The organism is Candidatus Kaelpia imicola, from assembly GCA_030765505.1.
Taxonomy (GTDB): Bacteria; Omnitrophota; Gorgyraeia; order Kaelpiales; family Kaelpiaceae; genus Kaelpia; species Kaelpia imicola.
Genome location: JAVCCL010000039.1, coordinates 1 through 19,715, shown reverse-complemented (window position 1 = coordinate 19,715; position 19,715 = coordinate 1). Strand labels below are relative to the sequence as shown.

Genomic DNA, 19,715 nt, shown 5'->3' with positions numbered 1-19,715 from the left:
GATAGTAATGATTGATAATTATGATTCTTTCACTTATAACCTTGTTCAGTATTTTGGTGAATTAGGAGCAAATGTCAAAGTATTTAGGAATGATAAGGTTTCACTTGATGAAATAAAGAGAATTAAGCCCGATCATATTGTTATATCACCCGGTCCCGGGAGACCTAGAGATGCCGGGATATCTAAAGATGTAGTTCTCGAGTTTTATAAACATATTCCTATACTTGGCGTCTGTTTGGGGCACCAGGCTATAGCTGAGGTTTTTGGTGCTAAGATTATTCGTGCAAAACGTCTTATGCATGGCAAAACCTCATCTATCTATCATAATGGCAAAGATCTCTTTGATGGTGTTTCCAATCCATTTGAGGCAACGAGGTACCATTCGCTTATTGTTAAGCCTGACACAATATCTTCAGTTTTTACAATAACAGCAGAGACAGAAGATAAAGAGATTATGGGGATAAAGTATAAAAGATATCCTCTTTTCGGGGTTCAATTTCATCCTGAGTCTATTTTGACTTCCGTAGGACATGATATTTTAAATAATTTTTTGCAATATTAAATTTAGGGTTATTTCGTTGCATTATTTTTGCCCTATCTGTATAATTACTTTGTAAAAGGAGGAGTTATGGTCAAGAAGAAGAAAAAGGATCTAAAGGATGCTATGGTAGATATCTGGAAATGCACTAGAAGCGAACTTGAGATTGTAATGGATGAGACTTCTAAGTTAATTAAAAAAGGAGAGAAGCACGTTAAAAGCTTCTCTGATAAGAGTAAGGAAAGATTAGAATTAATAAGCGCTAAGCTTAGAAGAGAGAACCTCTATTACCATCTTGGTAAAACAGTTTCATCAACAGCTAAACTTAAGTGGAAGGATAGTAAAAAGATAGATAAATTACGTTCTGAGATATCTAAATTATCAAGAGAGATTAAAAGCAGAAAGCCTAAGAGATAACCTTAATGCTGCATACATCAGAAATTTGTTCTTGATCCGATCCATATAGAATATTTGCCTTGATTTAGCTTGTTTTTATTACTATAATTTATAAACTTTAAATGCAAATTTATATTTGAAACAAGGAGGTATGACAATTGGCAGCAATAGGTGTTATTAAAGAGTTACTTGAAGCAGGCGTACATTTTGGGCACCCCAAGAAAAAATGGAATCCCAAGATGAAACCTTATATATATGGTCTTAAGAGAGGAATATATATTATTGACCTTGAAAGGACTGCTCAGCTTCTGCTTAAGGCCTGTGAGTTTGTTCGCGACATTTCTTCATCGGGTGGCTCCATACTCTTTGTAGGGACTAAGAGGCAGGTGCAGGATATGGTGGAAGAAGAAGCTAAGAGATGCGGTATGTTTTATGTCAACAACCGTTGGCTAGGTGGGGCATTAACTAATTTTGAAACTGTTAGAAAATCTGTATCACGGTTGAAAGATATTCAGCATTTAAAAGAAGAAGGGAAATACGCTCTGGTTACAAAAAAGGAGCAAGCGGGTTTAGATAAGGAACTTAATAAACTTTTGAGAAACTTAGGCGGTATTGTTGATATGGATAGGTTGCCCGATGCAATATACGTGATTGACCCTAATAGAGAGGAGATAGCTGTAAGGGAAGCTATAAAATTAAATATTCCGGTAGTAAGTATAATAGATACTAATTGCGACCCAACAGTTGTTGATTATTTGATTCCCGGAAATGATGATGCTATTAAATCTTGCAAGCTTATAACTTCATATATCGCCAATGCTGTTATAGAGGGCAGGAGGTTCTACGTTGATAGCGAAAGCAAGGCTAAGGAAGAAAAAGAGACTACTATTAAAGCTAAAGAAGCTGTAGAGAGCGGTGTTGTAGGGGAGCTTGGAAAGAAGATAGAGGATAAGAGTTCCAAAGAGATAAAGAGTTCCGAGGTAAGCGGTAAGGAGGATAAAGAATGAGTTTTTCTATAGATGATCTCCGTGTTTTGAGGGATAAAACAGGTGCCGGGGTAATGGATTGCAAGAATGCGCTTAATGAATCTAAAGGCGATATAGATAAGTCTGTCGAGATTTTGAGGAAGAAAGGTATTAAAGTTGCAGAGAAGAAGTCTTCTCGAAATGTTAAAGATGGCATAGTAGAGGTATATATTCATGCCGGTTCTAAGTTAGGCGTTATGGTAGAGTTGAGTTGTGAAACAGATTTTGTTGCCAAGAATGAAGAGTTTAAAATCCTGGCGCATGATATTGCTATGCAGATTGCAGCTAAGAGCCCTACCTATATCAGTAGGGAGGAGGTCTCCCGGGATGTTATTGATAAGGAGAAAGAGATTTTAAAAGCTCAGTTTAAGGATAAGCCTGATAATGTTATTGAAAAGATATCAAAAGGTAAGATAGAGGATTTTTATAAAGAGAGATGTCTTCTGGACCAGAGTTATGTTAAAGATGAAAGTGTCATAATTAAAAATTTAATAGCCGATAAAATTGCTAAGTTTAAAGAGAATATAATTATAAGAAAATTTGTTCGTTTTAGTGTTGGTGAGTAAACTGAACAGGGGATGAGTAAACCAAAGTATAAAAGAGTTGTATTAAAAATAAGCGGTGAAGCCTTCCAGTCTGATAAAGGTTATGGAATAGATTTAACCTCTATCTCATCTATATCTACTCAACTTATGGAAGTACATAAATTAGGTCTTGAGATTGCCATTGTTATAGGCGGCGGCAATATCTTTAGGGGTGGAGTTGCAGCATCTGAAGGTATGGACAGATCAACAGCTGATTATATGGGTATGCTGGCTACCGTGATCAATGGACTGGCGTTACAGGATGTGCTGGAGCGAGATGGTATATCTACCCGTGTTCAGAGCGCCATTACAATGCGTTCGCTTGCAGAACCCTACATAAGAAGGCGTGCTGTAAGGCACCTTGATAAAGGCAGGATTGTTATCTTTGTCTGTGGCACAGGCAATCCTTATTTTACAACCGATACAACCGCAGCTCTTCGTGCTATGGAGATAGGGGCCGATGTGATTTTAAAAGGAACGAAGGTTGACGGGGTTTATGATTCCGATCCTGTGAAAAATGAATCTGCCAAAATGTTTAAAGAGTTGAAATATATCGATGTTTTAAATAAAAATCTTAAAGTTATGGATGCAACGGCTATTACGCTTTGCATGGATAAGAAGTTACCGATTATAGTCTTTAATTTATTCAAAAAGGGTAATCTCAATAGGGTTGTAACAGGAGCTGATATAGGTACCGTTGTTAAAGATTAAAGGAGTGTTATTATGGAATTAAAAGATGTTCATAGAGAAGTAGATCATAGGATGGATAAGACTATAGAGGCTTTAAAGGCGGAGTTTACTGCTCTGCGTACTTCTCGGGCGACTCCTGCATTGGTTGAAAATGTAAAGGTAGAATACTATGGTTTTACTCTTCCTTTAAAACAGGTTGCGTCTATTTCGATACCGGAGCCTAGGATGATTTTAATCCAACCCTGGGATGTTAATGCTATAGCAGACATAGAAAAAGCATTTTTGAAATCCGAGCTTGGAATAACCCCAAGCAATGATGGTAAAGTAATAAGATTAGCTTTACCTTCCTTGACTGAGGAGAGAAGGCAGGAATTGGTAAAACTTGCAAAAAAGATTGCGGGGGATAGTAAGATTGCGGTACGCAATGTAAGGCGTGAAGCCAACGAAGGGATAAAGAAGCTGGAAAAAGATTCAAAGATTACTGAAGATGAGAGATTTAAAGCTCAGGAAGATATGCAACATGTTACGGATGGACATATAAAAAAGATAGAACAGATATTGGAAGCTAAAGAGAAAGAGATTCTTGAGGTTTAACAATCGCTTCTTTACCGAAAAAAGATTTCCATTTATTTGTAGTTTAGAGTTTTTTATTGATAAAAATAGTGATCTGTGAAATAAAGCATAAATTATTTAGATTTATGAGCCGCTAGCTCAGTTGGCAGAGCACCGCCCTTTTAAGGCGGGTGTCCGGAGTTCGAGCCTCCGGCGGCTCATATTTTGCTATGATGAGAAAGCACTACAGATTGATCCCTCATACAGCCGACATCGCCATAATGGTAGATGCCAAGTCCTTAGAAAAACTTTACTCTAACTCTGCCCGGGCACTATTTGATATTTTAGTAGGAGTTGATAGTATAAAACATCGTATGGAAAAAAAAGTATCGGTAGAGGGTGTAGATAGGGATGATCTCTTAATAAGATTTCTAAATGAGCTGATTTATATTTTCTCAACAGAGAGAATTATACTCTCTAGCTTTAAAATAATTAGGCTAAAGAGTAGGGAGTTGATCTGTATGGCGAAAGGGGAGAGATTTGATTCTCTAAAAGGGGTGAAGAATGAGATTAAAGCAGCTACTTATTGCGATTTTAAAATAGAGAAAAAGAGAGGCGGTTATAAAGCAAGAGTTATATTTGATGTTTAACTATGTTAAAAATAAAGTTTAAAAAAGGTAAGATTAAAAACAGCGATTCTTTTAGGGTACATATAAAAGGTGCTGTATCTGGGATCGGATTTAAGAATTTTATCAAGCGTGCTGCAGAACGTAGGAATATTAATGGTGTTTTAAGTGATGAGCCTTGCGGTATTTCAATTGATGCAGAAGGAGACAAAGATAAAATATACGATCTTGTTTCTAAGATATATGAAGATAAGCCTCACTCTGTGACTATTGAGTCCATAAATGTTGATCAGATTGAATATGTAAGTTATGAAAATTTTAAGATTCCAGAAGTTGATTTTAAAAGAGCAAAGCATTCTTTATCCTTTTCAGATATAGCAATCTGCCCTGATTGCATAGAAGAACTATTTAATCCAAAAAACAGAAGATACTTCTATCCGTTTATAAGCTGTAGTCATTGCGGTTTGCGTTTGTCTGTCTTAAGAGACTTGCCTTACGAGAGAAAGAATACAACTATGGATCAATTTGAACTCTGCCCAAAATGTCTTAAAGAGTGTCAGAATTTAAGTGATAGAAGGTTTAATAACCATATTAACTCTTGTTGGGATTGTGGGCCAAGGCTAAGACTGCAATATAGAGACTCTTCCGGAGAGTATAACTACGAGAGAAGAGAGGCGTTGGATAAGGCTATAGAGTTATTAAAAAGAGGCACCATTCTTGTTTTTAAAGATTCATCGGGGTATAAAATCTGCTCTAATCTTTTTTCTGATAGTTCTAGTAGTGTTATTGAGAATAATTTTAAAGATATAGAATCGTATTTGATAATTAAGGGAATAAAAATGGCTGAGGAGTATGCCAGGATAAATGAAAAAGAGAGGGAGTTGTTGCTTTCTTATCGCAGGCCGAAGGTTTTCTTGAGATTACTGGAAAATACTAAAGTTCCGGAATCTATAAGAGATGAGAAAAGATATTTTAAATTCCAGCTTCCTTATTCAGGTTTTAATTATGCAGTATTTAAAAACATCGATTTTCCATTATTGGTCAAAGAGTGTGGGTGTTTAACAGTAGAAGATATTAATTCGATACTCCTAGATATTTCATGGTCTCTTCTCTCTCATGATAGAGAAGCGAGCGTTTACTCCGGAGAGTCCGAAGCAAAAGTATTTATTTCAAGAGATGGGAGTCTGAGTAAGAATCTTATAATCAGAAGGTCAAAAGGTTATGTTCCTTCCCCTTTGATATTTGGATATCAGGCAGCTAATCCTACTCTTGCTTTAGGTAATAACAGGGATTCTTCTTTTGCCTTAGCTAGAGATGATAATTTTTATCTTAGTCCTTATCTGGGAGATATATCTAAGGAGAGTAATCAGGTTAATTACAGAAAAACCTTAGATTATTATATGAAGCTGTTTAAGATAGAGCCTTCAATTATTGCAATTGGGAAAGAAGAGAATCCTTATCTAAATGGTTTAGCAGAAGAACTATCTAAAAAGTTAAATGCTGGGATAATAGAAGTAGAAAGTAATCATGCTCGCATTGTATCTTCTATGTTAGAAAATAGTTTAGATGAAGATGTGATTGGAATTGTGTTCAAAAATGAATTAGAGAAGAGAGATATGTTTGGTTTTGAATTCTCTTTAACAAGTACATCTTATTCTAAAATTTTAGGCTATTTTGAGTCTTTAGAAGATTTAAGCGGGATTGACAATAGCTGCAATATAAAATCTGAATGGCTGGGTCAGGTAAAAGATGAATTTTGTAAAGAATCGTATTCCATAGAGATTAGAGAAGTAGATAGTAAGTTAATTGTTCTATCTGGTTCTATTGTAGAGGGTGTGATAGCCGACATGAAAAGAGCAGTACCGCAGCCCCGTATAATAGCAAAATTATATAATAGTATAGTTGAAGGAACTTATAAAATATCCTTAAGGTTAAGAAGGAGATTAAAAATAAATAAGATATCTTTAGCTGGAGATATGCTTGAAAATGTGTTCCTTTTGACCAATATTTACGAAAGGCTTAGATCTAAAGATTTTGAAGTTTATATTCCAGGTTCTATTCCAGCCAATGATTCTGGTATCTCTTTAGGTCAACTGGTAGTTGCAGACAGTATAATAAAGGAAGAGAGAAAAAATAGTAGAGATTCTTTGACATATTCTTTATAAAGTGGTATAAATAACTTATGGAGACCACAGAGAAGTGGTTAACAATAAGAGGAGTTTTTTAATTATACGTTGGCAGGCAGCTTGATAAATAAGCTGCTTTTTTTATTTTTGTTAAAATTTGGAGGGCTTTAAAAAGTAAAATGAAAGTAAAAACTAAAATTCATTTTCCTAATGTTGTAAAAACCCTTCAAAATAGAATTCACGATTTACATATTCTCCATTCTCAGCAGAAAGAGATGGAGGATAACCTGCGTTATTCTGAGAGACAGTACAGGATGACTCTTGACTCTATGTCCGATGCGATACATGTTGTTAATTCTGAATTAAGAATACTGCTTATTAATAAGACATTTAAAAGATGGATTAAGGTTTTAGGTTTAGACAGCGATGTTATAGGAAAGAGCATTTTTGATACCTTTCCTTTCTTAAAAAAGAATGTTTTCAAAGAGTATGAGGATGTTTTTAAGACCGGTAGAACCATGACCACTGTTGAGAAAAACAGGGTAAGAAGCTGGTATATAATTACTCAGACAAAAAAAATTCCGGTAATAGAAAATGATCATGTTGTGAGGGTTGTCACTGTTATAAGAGATATAACTGAGCCTAAGCGTATAAAAGAAGAGCTTATCAAATCGGAACGTGAAAAATCTTTGATATTAAACAGCATCTGTGAGCATGTAATATACCACGATCTTTATGGTAAGATGGTGTGGGTTAATAAGGCTGCAGCAGATTCTGTTAACAAGAAGCAAGAGGAGTTAGTAGGTAAAAACTGTTATAGTGTTTGGCACAATCGAGAAACGCCTTGTGTTGGTTGTCCGGTAGTAAGAGCAAAAAAGACAGGATTATCTCAGGAGTCTGAGATAATTTCTCCTGATGGCCGCATTTGGTTAGTAAAGGGGTGCCCTCTTAAGAACTTAAAAGGTGAGACGATAGGTATAGTTGAGACTACACTTGAGATAACAAAGAGAAAGAATGCAGAGGAGTCCTTAAATAGGCTTAATAAGGTTCTTCTTAAATCTCACGAGAGAATGAAAAAGCTTATAGTAAAGGATTCATTGACCGGGCTTTATAATAATAAGTATTTAAATGAGATAGTTGAATCGGAGTTTTCTCGAGCCCGAAGATCCTATCATCCATTCTCGTTAATATTGTTTGATATAGATTATTTTAAATCTATAAATGATGTCTATGGGTACAATTTTGGAGATAGTGTATTAAAGCAGTTTGCCAGGCAGCTCAAAAGGATGGTTAGACGTTATGATATTGTTGTCCGTTCTGGAGGTGAAGAGTTTATCGTGCTCTGCCCAGGTACTGATAATGTTACTTCTTTAAAACTGGCTCGCAGGATGTTGGATGAATTCAATATAAAAGAGTTTGGAAATAATAAACAGAGAATAAAATTTTCTTTAAGTATAGCGGTTGTGGGGTATCCATCAGATAAGATGGTTAAGTTAAGCGGAGTAGGTAAAATAGTTTTAGAAGGTAAAGATTTAATAAATATAGGTTATAAGATTTTAAGTAAAGTCAAAGAAGTAGGTGGTAATAGGGCCTATTCTTCAGAAGATATAAGATTTGATAAAAGAGTTGAATCTGAAGCTGTAGCAGAAGATGCGAATATAAATTTCTTGAAAGGTAAACTTGAACATCTTACAAAAGAAGCCAATCGGAATTTGATAGAGTCTGTATTTGCTTTTGCAAAAACAATAGATCTTAAGGATCATTATACCGGAGAACATGTTGAGCAGACAGTTAAGTTTGCCATAACTATTGCAAAGGAATTATCATTGCCTAAAGATGAAGTTGAGAAGGTAAGAGAGGCAGCTATTTTGCATGACCTGGGTAAGATCGGAATAAGTGAGGATATTCTGCATAAGCGTAAAAGGCTTACTAAAAGAGAGTATGAGATAATTAAAAGACACCCCCAGATAGGGGTAGATATTATAAGACCGATACATGCTTTACATGATTTAATTCCTTACATTCTTTATCACCATGAGAGATGGAATGGTCAAGGCTATCCTCATGGCTTAAAAGGTGAAGAGATACCCTTTGGTGCCCGTATTGTTGCTGTGGCAGATGTCTATCAAGCTTTAATATCCGATAGGCCTTACAGGGCAGCTTATTCAAAAGAAGAGGCTGTGAGAATTATCAAGGAGTCAGCAGGTTCTGAATTTGACCCTGAGATAGTCGATGTTTTTATTAAAGTTTTAAGATAAATGTTTCTTTCCCTCTTGTAAAATCTCACCGATTTATTTAAACTATTATTTCTAATACGCCCCGCTAGCTCAGTTAGGAAGAGCACCGGTTTCCTAAACCGGGTGTCGTAGGTTCGAGTCCTATGTGGGGCATTTATTATATTTTTCTTGTTTTTTTAGCTTCTAAATTTTAAACTATTACCCGTAGCTAGATAGTTAAATTATTAAATAGATATTTATTATGATAGATCTTCATACTCATTCATTGCTATCTGACGGTTTACTTTTACCTTCGGAGCTTGTACGCAGAGCTCAGGTCAATGGGTATAGCGTAATAGCTATAACAGACCATGTTGATTCATCAAACATTGATTTTATTTTGCCAAGATTGATTAAAGTTGCGGGGGATCTTAATAAGTATTGGTCGGATAAGATTAAGGTGATACCTGGGGTTGAGATAACACATCCTCCGGTAGAGTTAATACCAGAGCTAATTAATTATGCATGTAGTCAAGGTAGTGTACTTGTTGTAGTGCATGGTGAGTCGCCGGTTGAACCAGTTATAGAAGGTACAAATAGGGCTGCTGTTGAAGCGGGGTGTAATATCCTTGCTCATCCCGGCTGGATCGATGATAGCTTAGCGTCTCTTGCCAAAGAGAGAGGGGTAGCTCTTGAGATTACAGCCCGTACTGGGCATCAGAATGCCAACAGGCATATCTATGAAGTTGGGAAGAGAAACGGTGCTTTACTAGTGTTCAATAGCGATGCTCATTCTCCAGATGATTTGTTGAACAAGTTGCAGGTAGAGGCTATTTTAGAGAAGAGTTTAAACCTTGATACAGAGCAGATTGAAGAGATAGAGAATAATTCTTTAAACCTTGCTAAGCGATTTATTTGATGCAGGCCAATTTTCTTCAAATTTCAGATTTTCACTTAGATTCTAAATTTTTAGGGTTTCAGGATTTAGATAAGATTTCACAGAGAAAGAAAGAGTTAGAAGAGACATTTAAGAAAGTTATTCAGTTTACAAATTCCATCAAAGAAGAGTTAGACTTTATAGTATTTGCAGGCGATCTATTTGAGGGTGATTATTTTTCACCCAATACTATTAAATCTTTAATTATTTATGGAATCGAGTCTTTAAAACCTTTGCCTGTCTATATTGTTGCCGGTAACCATGATATCTTAGAAGATAGCTCACCATATTTAATATATGATTGGCCTGAAAATTCACATATCTTTGGTCCTGATTTTGAAAAGATTAAGATTAAGGATAATCTCTATATCTGGGGTGTCTCGGTTAGCCCTGAAAATGTTTCTAAGAATTTACTCAAAGATCTAAATGTAGAGAACAGAGAAGCATTGAATATTGTTTTAATGCATGGCTCTGAAACAGGGACTACTGAAGAATCTATATTTGGTGACTCTCTTCCTTTCTCATCAGGTGACATGGAGAGTTCAGGGGCTGATTATATTGCATTGGGCCATTATCATAACTGTAGGCCGGCTCCAAGGTTAGATCAGAGAGTCTTAGGTTATTACTCGGGTTCTCCCGAATCGTTAAGCTTTAAAGAGTTAGGTGAGAGATTTATACTTAAGGTTGGCTTAAAAAAGGGAGAGCTGCCTGAAGTAGATAAGATCTCTTTTCAGAGACGCTACTATAAGGAGATTCAAGTTGATTGTAGCGGTGTTCTATCTTCAGATGAAGTAAAAGAGATAATTAAAGATAATAGTGATAAGGATGCTGTGGTCTCTATCACTTTAAAAGGGGGTATTGACCCAGATATAAGAATAGACTTGGAAGATATTGAGGATTATATAAAGCAGAGTGATCTATTTTTTGCTTTCAATTTGAAAAGCGATATAAGATCAGCTTATTCGCAGGAGTTGATAGAATCTTCGTTGCTTGGGAAGAATTTTGTTAAGATTCTGCAGGGTCGGCAGGATTCAAAGGAGGTTGTAGATATTGCAATCAAGATTGGGCTTGATGCTATTTTTACAAAAGAGATGAGAGGCTGGAATGAGATTTAAAGATGTTGAAGTCTTTGGGTTCGGGAAGATAAAGGACAATCTTAGAATCTCTTTTGCGAAAAATATCAATGTAATACTTGCCCCAAATGATAAGGGTAAGTCTACCTTGATAGAGTTTATTTATGCTATTCTCTATCCCTTTGGCGACCTGAGAACTGAATTTGGCAGAAAAAAGAGGATAAAATTTAAACCTTGGAATTCAGATATATATGGCGGCAGGATGGATTTTTCTCTCGATAAAGGTGGCGATTACAGGATTGAGAAAATAGTTGAATCATCGCCCCGGGAGGATAAATTAGGCGTGTTTGAATCTAAGAACGGTGATTTCTCAGCTTTAAAAATATTAAAACAGGATAAACATCTGGGTTTACTTGTTGGAGAGCAATTCTTGAATATAAGCAGAGATGTTTTTGAAAGCTTAAGTATCGTTCGTCAGTTTGACGTTGCTGCAATCGGGGAAAGCAAAAAGATACTGGATGAGGTGAGGTCGATAATAGAAATCGGAAAGAGCGGGGGAGGACTGTCTGGTGCTTTGAAGAAGATACAGGATAAGAAATCCAAGATAGGTGTTTTTGAAAAAAGAGGCAAGAGGACGATAGCCGGGAGCAAGCAGATTGAATATGATCAGGTAACCAAAGATATCGAGATTTTAAAACAGCAGTTTAGCAAGAACAGGCAACTACTTGTAGAGAGGAGAGCTTTAGAGGTAAAGCTAGAAGATTTAAAAGCTAAGCTTAATACTAAAATAGCGCCTCGCTTTGAAGAACTTAAAGATAAGTTTGTTTTTCTATTCGCTGCCATTAAGAAGAGCTACGAAACTATACCTTTGATGGTACGTGAGATGAATTTGAAAGAGTTGCAGAATTTAAAGAAATGCGGTGATATTATCAAAGAATTTAAATTTAAGTTCCAAAGCATAGAGAGTGTTTTTGTAACTGCGCAGAGAGCATTAAAGCATAATATTCTTCTGTTCTGGTTGTCGCTTTCCGGCTTCTCTATATTTTTGGTTTTATCTTCTATTTTGGGGATAGACCAGGCGAAATATCTGTTTTTCTCTTTCGCATCGTTTCTTTTAATTGCCGCTTTTTATTTTTTAAAGTTTATCAAAAAAGAAAAAAGAGTCATTGTAAACTATGGTAAAGAGAGAGAAAGTTTTAAATCTGAAATTTCAGGTAAGATATTAAAGTTTGGTTTATTTGAGAACTTAGAAGAACCTAAAGAGATTGACTTCTATGAACAATTATGGAACGGTCTTTTGAGCGAATTAAAGACTTCAGGTATAGAAGAACTAGAATCTATATGGTATCAAAGCAGAGATTATGCTGATACTCTAAAAAAATTCTCTGAATTAAATATTGAGATTAATATTAAAGAGAAGGTAAGTCTTAAGTTGGATTTTAGTGATGTAAATTCTGATATACTGATTTTTAAAAATAGTATGCAGACCAAGAAAGATTTAGAGGATGAGATTAGAAATATTCAGGTTAATATTAGCATACTCGATAAGACAATAGAGAATTATTTACCTCAAAATGATATTGCATTTTTAAGCGCTGAGCATTCTATATTAGAAAACGAGATGAAAAGAATAGCTATTTATAGAGAAGCGTTGGAGCTTACGTCGGCAGTGCTTCAGGAAGCAGGGGAAGAATTATATTCCGAAGTCTCTCCTTATATAAACGATTTTGTTAATAGACACTTTAAACTTCTCAGTGAAGAGTATGATTTTATAAAGGTGGATGCTGATTTAAATATATATCTTAAACCTAAAAATTATCCTGATTTTATTTCTGTAGAGCAGGTGGGGAAAGGTATGCAGAGTTCGCTATATCTACTTTTGCGCTTTGCGATTATCTCTCTCTTTAAGCTTAACAATGGAGAGCAGCTCCCTTTTATACTGGATGAGACTTTGAATGTACTGGATGACTTTGATTTCAACCATCAGGAGAGGTTGCTGCAGTTGCTTATAGACTTATGTTACGAATACGATGTACAGATGCTCTATTTTACCTGTCAGAAGAGAGGTCAATATCTGCCTATAAAAGATTTTTTTGGAAATAGAGGGCTCTCTTTAAAAGAGAATGTTACTACAGATTTTACAATTTTACAAGGAGGAAGAGATGAAAGTGAATTCAGTTAAAGAGATTAGTATAGAATCTCTTAATATATTCCGCAGGGGTAAGGTTAGGGATATTTATGAGCTTAACGGTGATCTATTATTTGTGGCAACTGATAGGATATCCTGTTTCGATGTTGTTTTGCCGGATCCGATTCCTCTTAAAGGCATAGTTTTAAATAAGCTTTCTCTTTTTTGGTTTGATTTAACAAAGGATCTTGTATCTAATCATCTTATAAGTTCTGATGTTTCGGAGGTAACTCAATTATCCGGTTACCATGATATTTTAAAGGATAGGTCTATAATTGTTAAGAAGACAGAACCTTTACCTTTTGAGTGTGTTGTCAGGGGTTATCTATCTGGCTCAGGTTGGAAAGACTACAAAAAAGAAGGTAAGGTGTCTGGGGTAGAGCTTAAAAAAGAATTGCTTGAATCTCAGAAGCTTGATCAGCCGATATTCACGCCTTCAACAAAAGAAGATAGCGGGCATGATATGGCTGTCTCTTTTGATTATGTAGCTGATAAGATTGGTTTAGAACTTGCATCTAAAATAAGAGATAAGAGTCTTGAGCTCTATTTTTTTGCTCATAACTATGCAGAGACAAGAGGGATAATTATAGCCGATACAAAGTTTGAATTCGGGATTTTAGATGGGAAGCTTATATTGATAGATGAAGTTCTCACTCCGGACTCTTCCCGTTTTTGGCCCAAAGATGAGTATACTCCCGGCAGAGCTCAGAACAGCTTTGATAAGCAGTATGTTAGAGATTGGCTGGAATCAACAGGTTGGGATAAAACTCCCCCTGCTCCGAATCTTCCTCAGGAAGTAATTGAGAAGACGACCCAGAAGTATCTGTTTGGATATAAAAATATTGCAGGAGTAGATTTACAATAGTATAATTCAACTCTGGCTTGGGGTTAAAATACTATAGTTTATTGAAAAAAATTTGTTAGCTGGTATAATTTAAAGATTAATTTGGAGGTTAATATGAAAAAAGATACTCATCCAAAATATGTAGAGACTACAATTACATGCGCCTGCGGTAGTGTTATTCATACTCGTTCTACTAAAGAGAATATCAAAGTAGAAGTATGTTCTGCTTGTCATCCCTTATACACAGGAGAGAAGCAGAGGATAGTTGATACTGCAGGTAGGGTTGAGAGGTTCCGCAGAAAATACGTAAAATTTAATAAAAAGTCTGAGTAGTTTGACTAGAATTAAATTGCGGGAGTAGCTTAGTGGTAAAGCCTCGGCCTTCCAAGCCGATTACGGGGGTCCGATTCCCCTCTCCCGCTCCAATATGATTTTTAGGCAGGAGGAAAAGAAAGATGAAGATAGAGGTTAAGAAAGTTGCTGGAGAGGAATTGAAGAATCTTGGAGTCGATTCCTGGGGCTCATGGAGCTGTGATATCTCTGAGTTTGACTGGAAGTATGACTCTGATGAGCGTTGTTATATTCAAGAAGGTAGGGTAATAGTAACAACAGAGGAAGGGGAGAAGGTTGAGATCAACAAAGGTGATTTGGTTCTATTCCCTAAAGGATTAAAGTGTTCTTGGAATATTCTTGAGCCGATTAAAAAAGTCTATCGGTTTGAATAGTTTAAAGTATGGCCATTCTGTATTCATTGATTGATTGTAGTGTTTCTCTGATAAAGATGTCTGTCTTCCACTCCAATGGTCTCTAAGTATATTTCTCTCAGCGCTTCTATACAACAATAGCGTAATCAGAGCTCTTTTTCTATAGTTGTGTCAATCCCGTGCAAATATAACATATATAATATAAGAGATATAAGTTAAATAAAGTGTCTTTTGTTTAAAGCGGTTTAAGGCAATTCACATTCAATATAAATGTTATTACAAAGAGAGTCTATTATTCCTAAAGGTTGATTTTGGTAAAACAATAACCATTTTCCTGAACCGGTTTCTCTTAAAACTGAGAAATTACTACAGAGAAGCGGCACCTCTTCTAAAATTGCTATATCTGTATTTTGAATCTTCTCTTCTTCAACCTTAATATAGAGTTTTTCACCTTCCAAAGATATGAGAGACAGTTCTATCGATTTGTTCTCTTGGGTATGGTGCAATATTAAGCTTATATCATCTTGATTGAATGTATTTGCCTGTTCCAACTCACCCACTCTTAGCTGGTTGTTAGCCGATAGTTGCATGAATATCTCAAATATAGCAGGTCTATGAGTATAAGTGTAGAGTTTGTTAATAGCTTCATATTCCGACTGAGTTCTCAAGTGCTTTACGAGAAATCTTATAACTTCTTTAGCTATACTTTTGCCTCTTTCTGAGACCTCTAAGCCTATAGTTCCTAGGTAGAAAGCATTGTCTATTACCTCAATTGCTATGGTTCCGATTTGTGTTCCATTTATCTTGATATTCCAGTAGAACTCATCCTCGGATGTTTCTAGATCTCTATTCCGAGATAATTCTACCCAAAGTCCTGTTTTTTCGGTTTTTATCTCAACAGAAGACAGCGTATCGTTATTGTAATAATATCTTTCAACATATTCCCCATAGGCGTTTCTAACCGATTGAATTCTACCAGCACTATCTTGGGTTACAATTCTTTCACCGGATGGATTTGTAGTAATAATATTGGCGGTATTAGCCCTCACTCTTCTACATATATCTGGTCTTGAAGGTCTATTTTGATTAAAAAGTTGATAAAAGAAGAGAGACGATATTAGTAAGCTGATTCCAATTCTTTTGATATTCATAGTATTTATCCCTACAGCTTATTTATACCATATCCTGCTTAATTATCTAAAGTTTATCTTATCCTTGACAGCAGTGTTGATATATTGTATTCTATTTTAAATTGCTGCAAAGGAGGCAAGTGGGTCATTTACCCACTTTTTTTATTAAAATGGACAGTTTAGAGAATATTAAGACCCAAATAGAGGAATACTTAGAACCTTTGGTTAAAGATGAGGGTTTTGAGTTGATTAGCCTCTCTCTTTCCCAGGATATGGCGAAGCTATTGCTGCGAATTGTTATAAATAAAATAGGCGGAGTGACGTTAGACGAATGCGTTAATGTTAATAAAAAGTTAAGCAATTTCCTGGAAGATAGAGATCCGTTTGATATAAGTTATACTATAGAGGTTTCATCTCCGGGAGTTAACAGGATTGTAGAGAGTGAAAAAGAATATAAGTGTTTGATTGGTAGAGGATTAATTATTAAAATAGAAGACGGTTCTTTAGTAGAAGGTATTCTTAGGAGTATTAAAGATGGTATTTTAACAATTGGTTTAGGGGATGGAGATGTTAGTTTAAATATTGCTGATATTAAAGAAGCTAAGCAGAAAGTTAAATTATCAGAGGTTTAGATATGAATGAAGAACTTTTATTAGCTTTGGAGTATCTTGGTCAAGAGAAAGGTATAAACCAAGATAAGCTTATTGATGCAATTGAGGTTGCTATGATTACAGCAGCTAAGAAAGTTTTACATGCGGAGAGAGAGGATCTGGAGATAAATTTTAATATCAACAGCGGTGATATAAAAGTCTATCTCAGAGGAGAGGAGATTGTCTCTCAAAAATTAGGCAGGATCGCTGCTCAGACTGCAAAACAGGTAATTATGCAGAAGTTGCGCGAAGCAGAGAAAGAGACTGTCTATGAGGAATACAAAGACAGAGTTGGAGATGTTCTAACAGCCATGGTTCACAGATTGGAATATGGAGATGTTATTATGCAGCTTGATAAAGCCGAAGCTGTCTTACCTCGTTCAGAGCAAGGTCGAGGTGAGAGTTATAGGCAGAGACAGAAGCTAAAAGTATATGTTCTTGAGGTTAAGAAGTCCGGTAAGCCGCCTCTTGTTATTGTATCACGCAGGAGGACTGAATTAATAAGAAGACTTTTTGAAATAGAGGTGCCTGAGATCCAAGATAAAACTGTTGAGATAGTAGCTATTGCCAGAGAAGCCGGCGAAAGAACCAAAATAGCCGTTAAGAGTAATCAGGAGAGCGTCGATCCTGTTGGGTCTTGCGTTGGTATGAAAGGTGTAAGGGTAAAAAATATAGTAGATGAATTGGGCGGAGAGAAAATAGATATTATTCATTACAGCGATAAGCCTGCTGAATATATAAAAGCAGCATTAAATCCAGCGCAGATATCAGATATAAGGATTTTCAAAGAACAGAAGAGAGCATTGGTCATAGTTGTAAAAGATCAGCTCTCTATAGCTATTGGAAGGCACGGCCAGAACGTAAGGCTGGCATCTCAATTGACAGATTGGGAGATAGATGTTAGAAGTCCTGAGGAGTTGGGCGAAGAGTCTCCTCTGTTAAAAGTTAATGGAATAGGTCCTAAGATTGCGGAGGCACTGAGCAAATCAGGTTATGAGAGTGTTGATGTCCTGGCTAAGGCAGATGCCAAGGTTTTAAAAAAGATAGAGGGTTTAGGTGAGAAGACAGCTCAAAGAGCGATAGATGCTGCAAAGAAATATTTAAAGGGTAAAAATGTCTAATATAAGAGTTTATACACTTGCTCAGGAGTTGGGTTTAGACAGCAGAGAACTTATGGAGTATCTAAAAGATTTAAATGTTGATGTTAAATCTCATATGAGCAATATAGATCTAGAGACAGCAGAACTTGTCAAAAGTGAAATTATCTCTATTTTAAACAAGAAGAAGAAAAAAGAGCTTGATAAGAACCCCAAGATAGCTGTTGAATTTCCGATTACTGTTAGGGACCTTGCGGTTAAATTGGGTGCTAAACCCAATGAGGTTCAGGGGAAATTACTCCAGTGGAAGGTATTTGCAAATATCAATCAGTCTTTAGAGGAGGATATTGCATTAAAATTGGCTGAGGAATTCGGTTTTGTTTTAAAACGTCAGTTGACTAAAGAAGAAGAAGTTGTAAAGATACACAAAGAGAAAGAAGAAGGTTCTCTTAAGAATAGGTACCCTATTGTTACTCTTATGGGTCACGTTGATCATGGTAAGACTACATTACTTGAGAAGATAAGAAATTTAGAATTGACGGATAAAGAGGCTGGAGGAATAACTCAACATATTGGAGCCTACGAAGTTAAACACAAGAATAAGAAAATCACTTTTATAGATACACCAGGGCACGAGGCCTTTACCTCTATGAGAGCGAGGGGTGCAAGTGTAACTGATATCGTGATTTTGGTTGTTGCAGCCGATGATGGTGTTATGCCTCAGACAGTTGAAGCTATTGATCATGCAAAAGCTGCAGATGTTCCTATAATAGTGGCTATAAATAAAGCCGATAGGCCTGAAGCAAATATTGACAAAGTAAAGAGAGAGTTAGCCGAGGTAGATCTTACTCCGGAAGATTGGGGCGGAGATGTAATTGCGGTCAATATCTCTGCTTTAACTGGCGAGGGGATAGATGCTTTACTGGATATGGTGATACTGCAATCAGAGATTATGGAACTTAAATCTAACCCCGATAAATTGGCTAAAGGGGTAGTCCTTGAATCTAAAATTACCAAGGGAGGGCCTTTTGTCTCTGTAATAGTTCAGAGTGGTACTTTAAAGGCAGGCGATATGCTTCTTGCTGGTACTTGTCTTGGAAAGGTGAGGGCTCTTTTCGATGATTTGGGTTTAGAGGTTGAGAGTGCTGGTCCATCTGACCCCGTAGGAATATTAGGTTTAAATGGAATCCCAGAGTCAGGAGAGGGCTTTCTTGTCGTTGAAAATGAAGGCAGAGTTAAAGATATTGTTGAAAAGAGAAAGAGCGATATAAGAGAGAAGAAGCAGACTCCATCTCAGAGGATGAGTCTTCAAGATTTAACCAAAGAGGGGCAGAAATTGTTTAGATTGATATTAAAAGCGGATGTATACGGTTCGCTTGATGCTGTGGTCGACTCTTTAGAGAAACTAAAGAATTCTCAAAAAGAGAAGCTGGATATAAAGATATTACATAAAGGTATAGGCAGTATTACAGAATCGGATGTTGTCTTGGCACTTGTTTCGGATGCTTTTGTTGTAGGTTTTAGTGTTGGCATTGATGATAAAGCGAAAGCCAGGGCGAAGAAAGAAAGCGTTGAAGTCAGGCTCTACAGCATAATATATGAGCTTATAGAAGATATAGATAAAGTTTTTAAAGGATTGCAAGAGCCGGAACTAGAAGAGCGTTTTCTGGGTAGGGTTGAAGTAAGGAAGGTTTTTGATGTCAGTAAGGTTGGTAAGATAGCGGGTTCTTGGGTTAGCAAGGGTAAGATTCAGAGAAACTCACCCTGTAGATTGCTGAGAGATAAAAAGGTTGTCTATGAAGGTAGAATTACATCATTAAAAAGATTTAAGGATGATGCCAGAGAAGTCTCCGAAGGTTATGAATGCGGCATAGGATTAGAGGGATATAATAATATAACCGAAGGGGATATCATAGAAGCATATACTATGATTGAAGTCTGATGAAGAAAAGAATTCTATCCGGAATGAGGCCGACAGGCCCTCTGCATCTGGGTCATCTTCTTGGAGCTTTAATTAATTGGGTTAAACTTCAAGAGGATTATGAATGCTTTTTTATGATTGCCGACTGGCATGCTTTAATGGGGGAGTATGCCGACTCAAAGAAGATTGCAGAATATTCTCTCGATAATCTCAAAGATTGGCTTGCCGTAGGATTAGACCCTGAGAAGTCGGTAATATTTAAGCAGTCTGATGTTATAGAGCATGCAGAGCTAAATCTGATATTTTCTATTATAACTCCATTAGGCTGGCTTCAGAGATGTCCTACCTATAAAGAGCAGATAAGCGAATTAAAGGAGAAAGATCTTAGTACGCATGGTTTTCTTGGATATCCCGTGCT

The 19,715-nt window shown here is 36.3% G+C and carries 20 protein-coding genes and 3 tRNA genes; 22 read left to right on the top strand and 1 reads right to left on the bottom strand.

Features of this window, described 5'->3' with window-relative positions; all coding sequences use genetic code 11:
* The first annotated feature begins 1 nt into the window (after window position 1).
* The 18 genes from P9L98_06105 (at window position 2) to P9L98_06020 (ending at window position 14,520) form a co-directional block, all read left to right on the top strand.
* On the top strand, window positions 2–562 hold the full coding sequence (locus P9L98_06105) for an aminodeoxychorismate/anthranilate synthase component II (protein ID MDP8216865.1): 561 nt from the start codon (window positions 2–4) through the stop codon (window positions 560–562).
* Window positions 563–628: 66 nt separating this feature from the next.
* Window positions 629–955: a hypothetical protein gene (locus P9L98_06100; protein MDP8216864.1), complete on the top strand. Its 327-nt coding sequence runs from the start codon at window positions 629–631 to the stop codon at window positions 953–955.
* A 137-nt stretch (window positions 956–1,092) separates the two neighbouring features.
* Window positions 1,093–1,941 carry a 30S ribosomal protein S2 gene (gene rpsB / locus P9L98_06095; GenBank protein MDP8216863.1) on the top strand — a complete coding sequence of 283 codons (849 nt, stop codon included), beginning with the start codon at window positions 1,093–1,095 and terminating at the stop codon, window positions 1,939–1,941.
* Window positions 1,938–2,525, top strand: coding sequence for a translation elongation factor Ts (locus P9L98_06090; protein ID MDP8216862.1), 588 nt, complete (start codon window positions 1,938–1,940; stop codon window positions 2,523–2,525). Before rpsB ends, P9L98_06090 begins: the two co-directional genes overlap by 4 nt.
* A gap of 12 nt (window positions 2,526–2,537) precedes the next feature.
* Window positions 2,538–3,254, top strand: coding sequence for a UMP kinase (gene pyrH, locus P9L98_06085; GenBank protein ID MDP8216861.1), 717 nt, complete (start codon window positions 2,538–2,540; stop codon window positions 3,252–3,254).
* Between the two features lie 12 nt (window positions 3,255–3,266).
* Window positions 3,267–3,827 carry a ribosome recycling factor gene (gene frr / locus P9L98_06080; GenBank protein MDP8216860.1) on the top strand — a complete coding sequence of 187 codons (561 nt, stop codon included), beginning with the start codon at window positions 3,267–3,269 and terminating at the stop codon, window positions 3,825–3,827.
* 106 nt (window positions 3,828–3,933) lie between these two features.
* Window positions 3,934–4,006 (top strand) — tRNA-Lys (locus P9L98_06075).
* Between the two features lie 9 nt (window positions 4,007–4,015).
* Window positions 4,016–4,435: an archease gene (locus P9L98_06070; protein ID MDP8216859.1), complete on the top strand. Its 420-nt coding sequence runs from the start codon at window positions 4,016–4,018 to the stop codon at window positions 4,433–4,435.
* Window positions 4,436–4,437: 2 nt separating this feature from the next.
* Window positions 4,438–6,576, top strand: coding sequence for an acylphosphatase (locus P9L98_06065; GenBank protein ID MDP8216858.1), 2,139 nt, complete (start codon window positions 4,438–4,440; stop codon window positions 6,574–6,576).
* A gap of 140 nt (window positions 6,577–6,716) precedes the next feature.
* Entirely contained in the window at window positions 6,717–8,795 is a 2,079-nt protein-coding gene (locus P9L98_06060) for a diguanylate cyclase (protein ID MDP8216857.1), read from the top strand.
* 58 nt (window positions 8,796–8,853) lie between these two features.
* Window positions 8,854–8,927: transfer RNA gene (locus P9L98_06055), tRNA-Arg, on the top strand.
* A gap of 88 nt (window positions 8,928–9,015) precedes the next feature.
* Window positions 9,016–9,672, top strand: a complete 657-nt coding sequence (locus P9L98_06050; GenBank protein MDP8216856.1) for a histidinol phosphate phosphatase domain-containing protein — start codon at window positions 9,016–9,018, stop codon at window positions 9,670–9,672.
* Entirely contained in the window at window positions 9,672–10,805 is a 1,134-nt protein-coding gene (locus P9L98_06045; GenBank protein ID MDP8216855.1) for a DNA repair exonuclease, read from the top strand. The genes P9L98_06050 and P9L98_06045 overlap by 1 nt, the downstream gene beginning before the upstream one ends.
* A complete protein-coding gene (locus P9L98_06040; protein MDP8216854.1) occupies window positions 10,795–12,945 on the top strand; it encodes an AAA family ATPase in 2,151 nt (716 codons plus the stop codon). The genes P9L98_06045 and P9L98_06040 overlap by 11 nt, the downstream gene beginning before the upstream one ends.
* A complete protein-coding gene (locus P9L98_06035) occupies window positions 12,926–13,816 on the top strand; it encodes a phosphoribosylaminoimidazolesuccinocarboxamide synthase (protein ID MDP8216853.1) in 891 nt (296 codons plus the stop codon). Before P9L98_06040 ends, P9L98_06035 begins: the two co-directional genes overlap by 20 nt.
* Before the next feature lie 93 nt (window positions 13,817–13,909).
* Window positions 13,910–14,128 carry a 50S ribosomal protein L31 gene (gene rpmE / locus P9L98_06030; protein ID MDP8216852.1) on the top strand — a complete coding sequence of 73 codons (219 nt, stop codon included), beginning with the start codon at window positions 13,910–13,912 and terminating at the stop codon, window positions 14,126–14,128.
* 18 nt (window positions 14,129–14,146) lie between these two features.
* Window positions 14,147–14,220: transfer RNA gene (locus P9L98_06025), tRNA-Gly, on the top strand.
* Window positions 14,221–14,250: 30 nt separating this feature from the next.
* The gene (locus P9L98_06020) at window positions 14,251–14,520 is read left to right on the top strand and encodes a cupin domain-containing protein (protein ID MDP8216851.1); all 270 of its coding nucleotides are present in this window, start codon (window positions 14,251–14,253) and stop codon (window positions 14,518–14,520) included.
* A 224-nt stretch (window positions 14,521–14,744) separates the two neighbouring features.
* On the opposite strand, the gene P9L98_06015 is transcribed toward P9L98_06020, so the two are convergent.
* Window positions 14,745–15,650: a GNAT family N-acetyltransferase gene (locus tag P9L98_06015; GenBank protein MDP8216850.1), complete on the bottom strand. Its 906-nt coding sequence runs from the start codon at window positions 15,648–15,650 to the stop codon at window positions 14,745–14,747.
* Window positions 15,651–15,850: 200 nt separating this feature from the next.
* Here P9L98_06015 and P9L98_06010 point away from each other — a divergent pair, with 200 nt between their 5' ends.
* The 4 genes from P9L98_06010 to P9L98_05995 all read left to right on the top strand — a co-directional run.
* On the top strand, window positions 15,851–16,261 hold the full coding sequence (locus P9L98_06010; GenBank protein MDP8216849.1) for a hypothetical protein: 411 nt from the start codon (window positions 15,851–15,853) through the stop codon (window positions 16,259–16,261).
* Between the two features lie 2 nt (window positions 16,262–16,263).
* A complete protein-coding gene (gene nusA / locus P9L98_06005; protein MDP8216848.1) occupies window positions 16,264–17,400 on the top strand; it encodes a transcription termination factor NusA in 1,137 nt (378 codons plus the stop codon).
* Window positions 17,393–19,318 (top strand): translation initiation factor IF-2, encoded by a 1,926-nt coding sequence (gene infB / locus P9L98_06000; protein MDP8216847.1) that lies wholly within the window; start codon window positions 17,393–17,395, stop codon window positions 19,316–19,318. The genes nusA and infB overlap by 8 nt, the downstream gene beginning before the upstream one ends.
* The coding region (locus tag P9L98_05995) for a tryptophan--tRNA ligase (GenBank protein MDP8216846.1) at window positions 19,318–19,715 on the top strand (398 nt) is incomplete at its 3' end. The genes infB and P9L98_05995, both read left to right, overlap by 1 nt.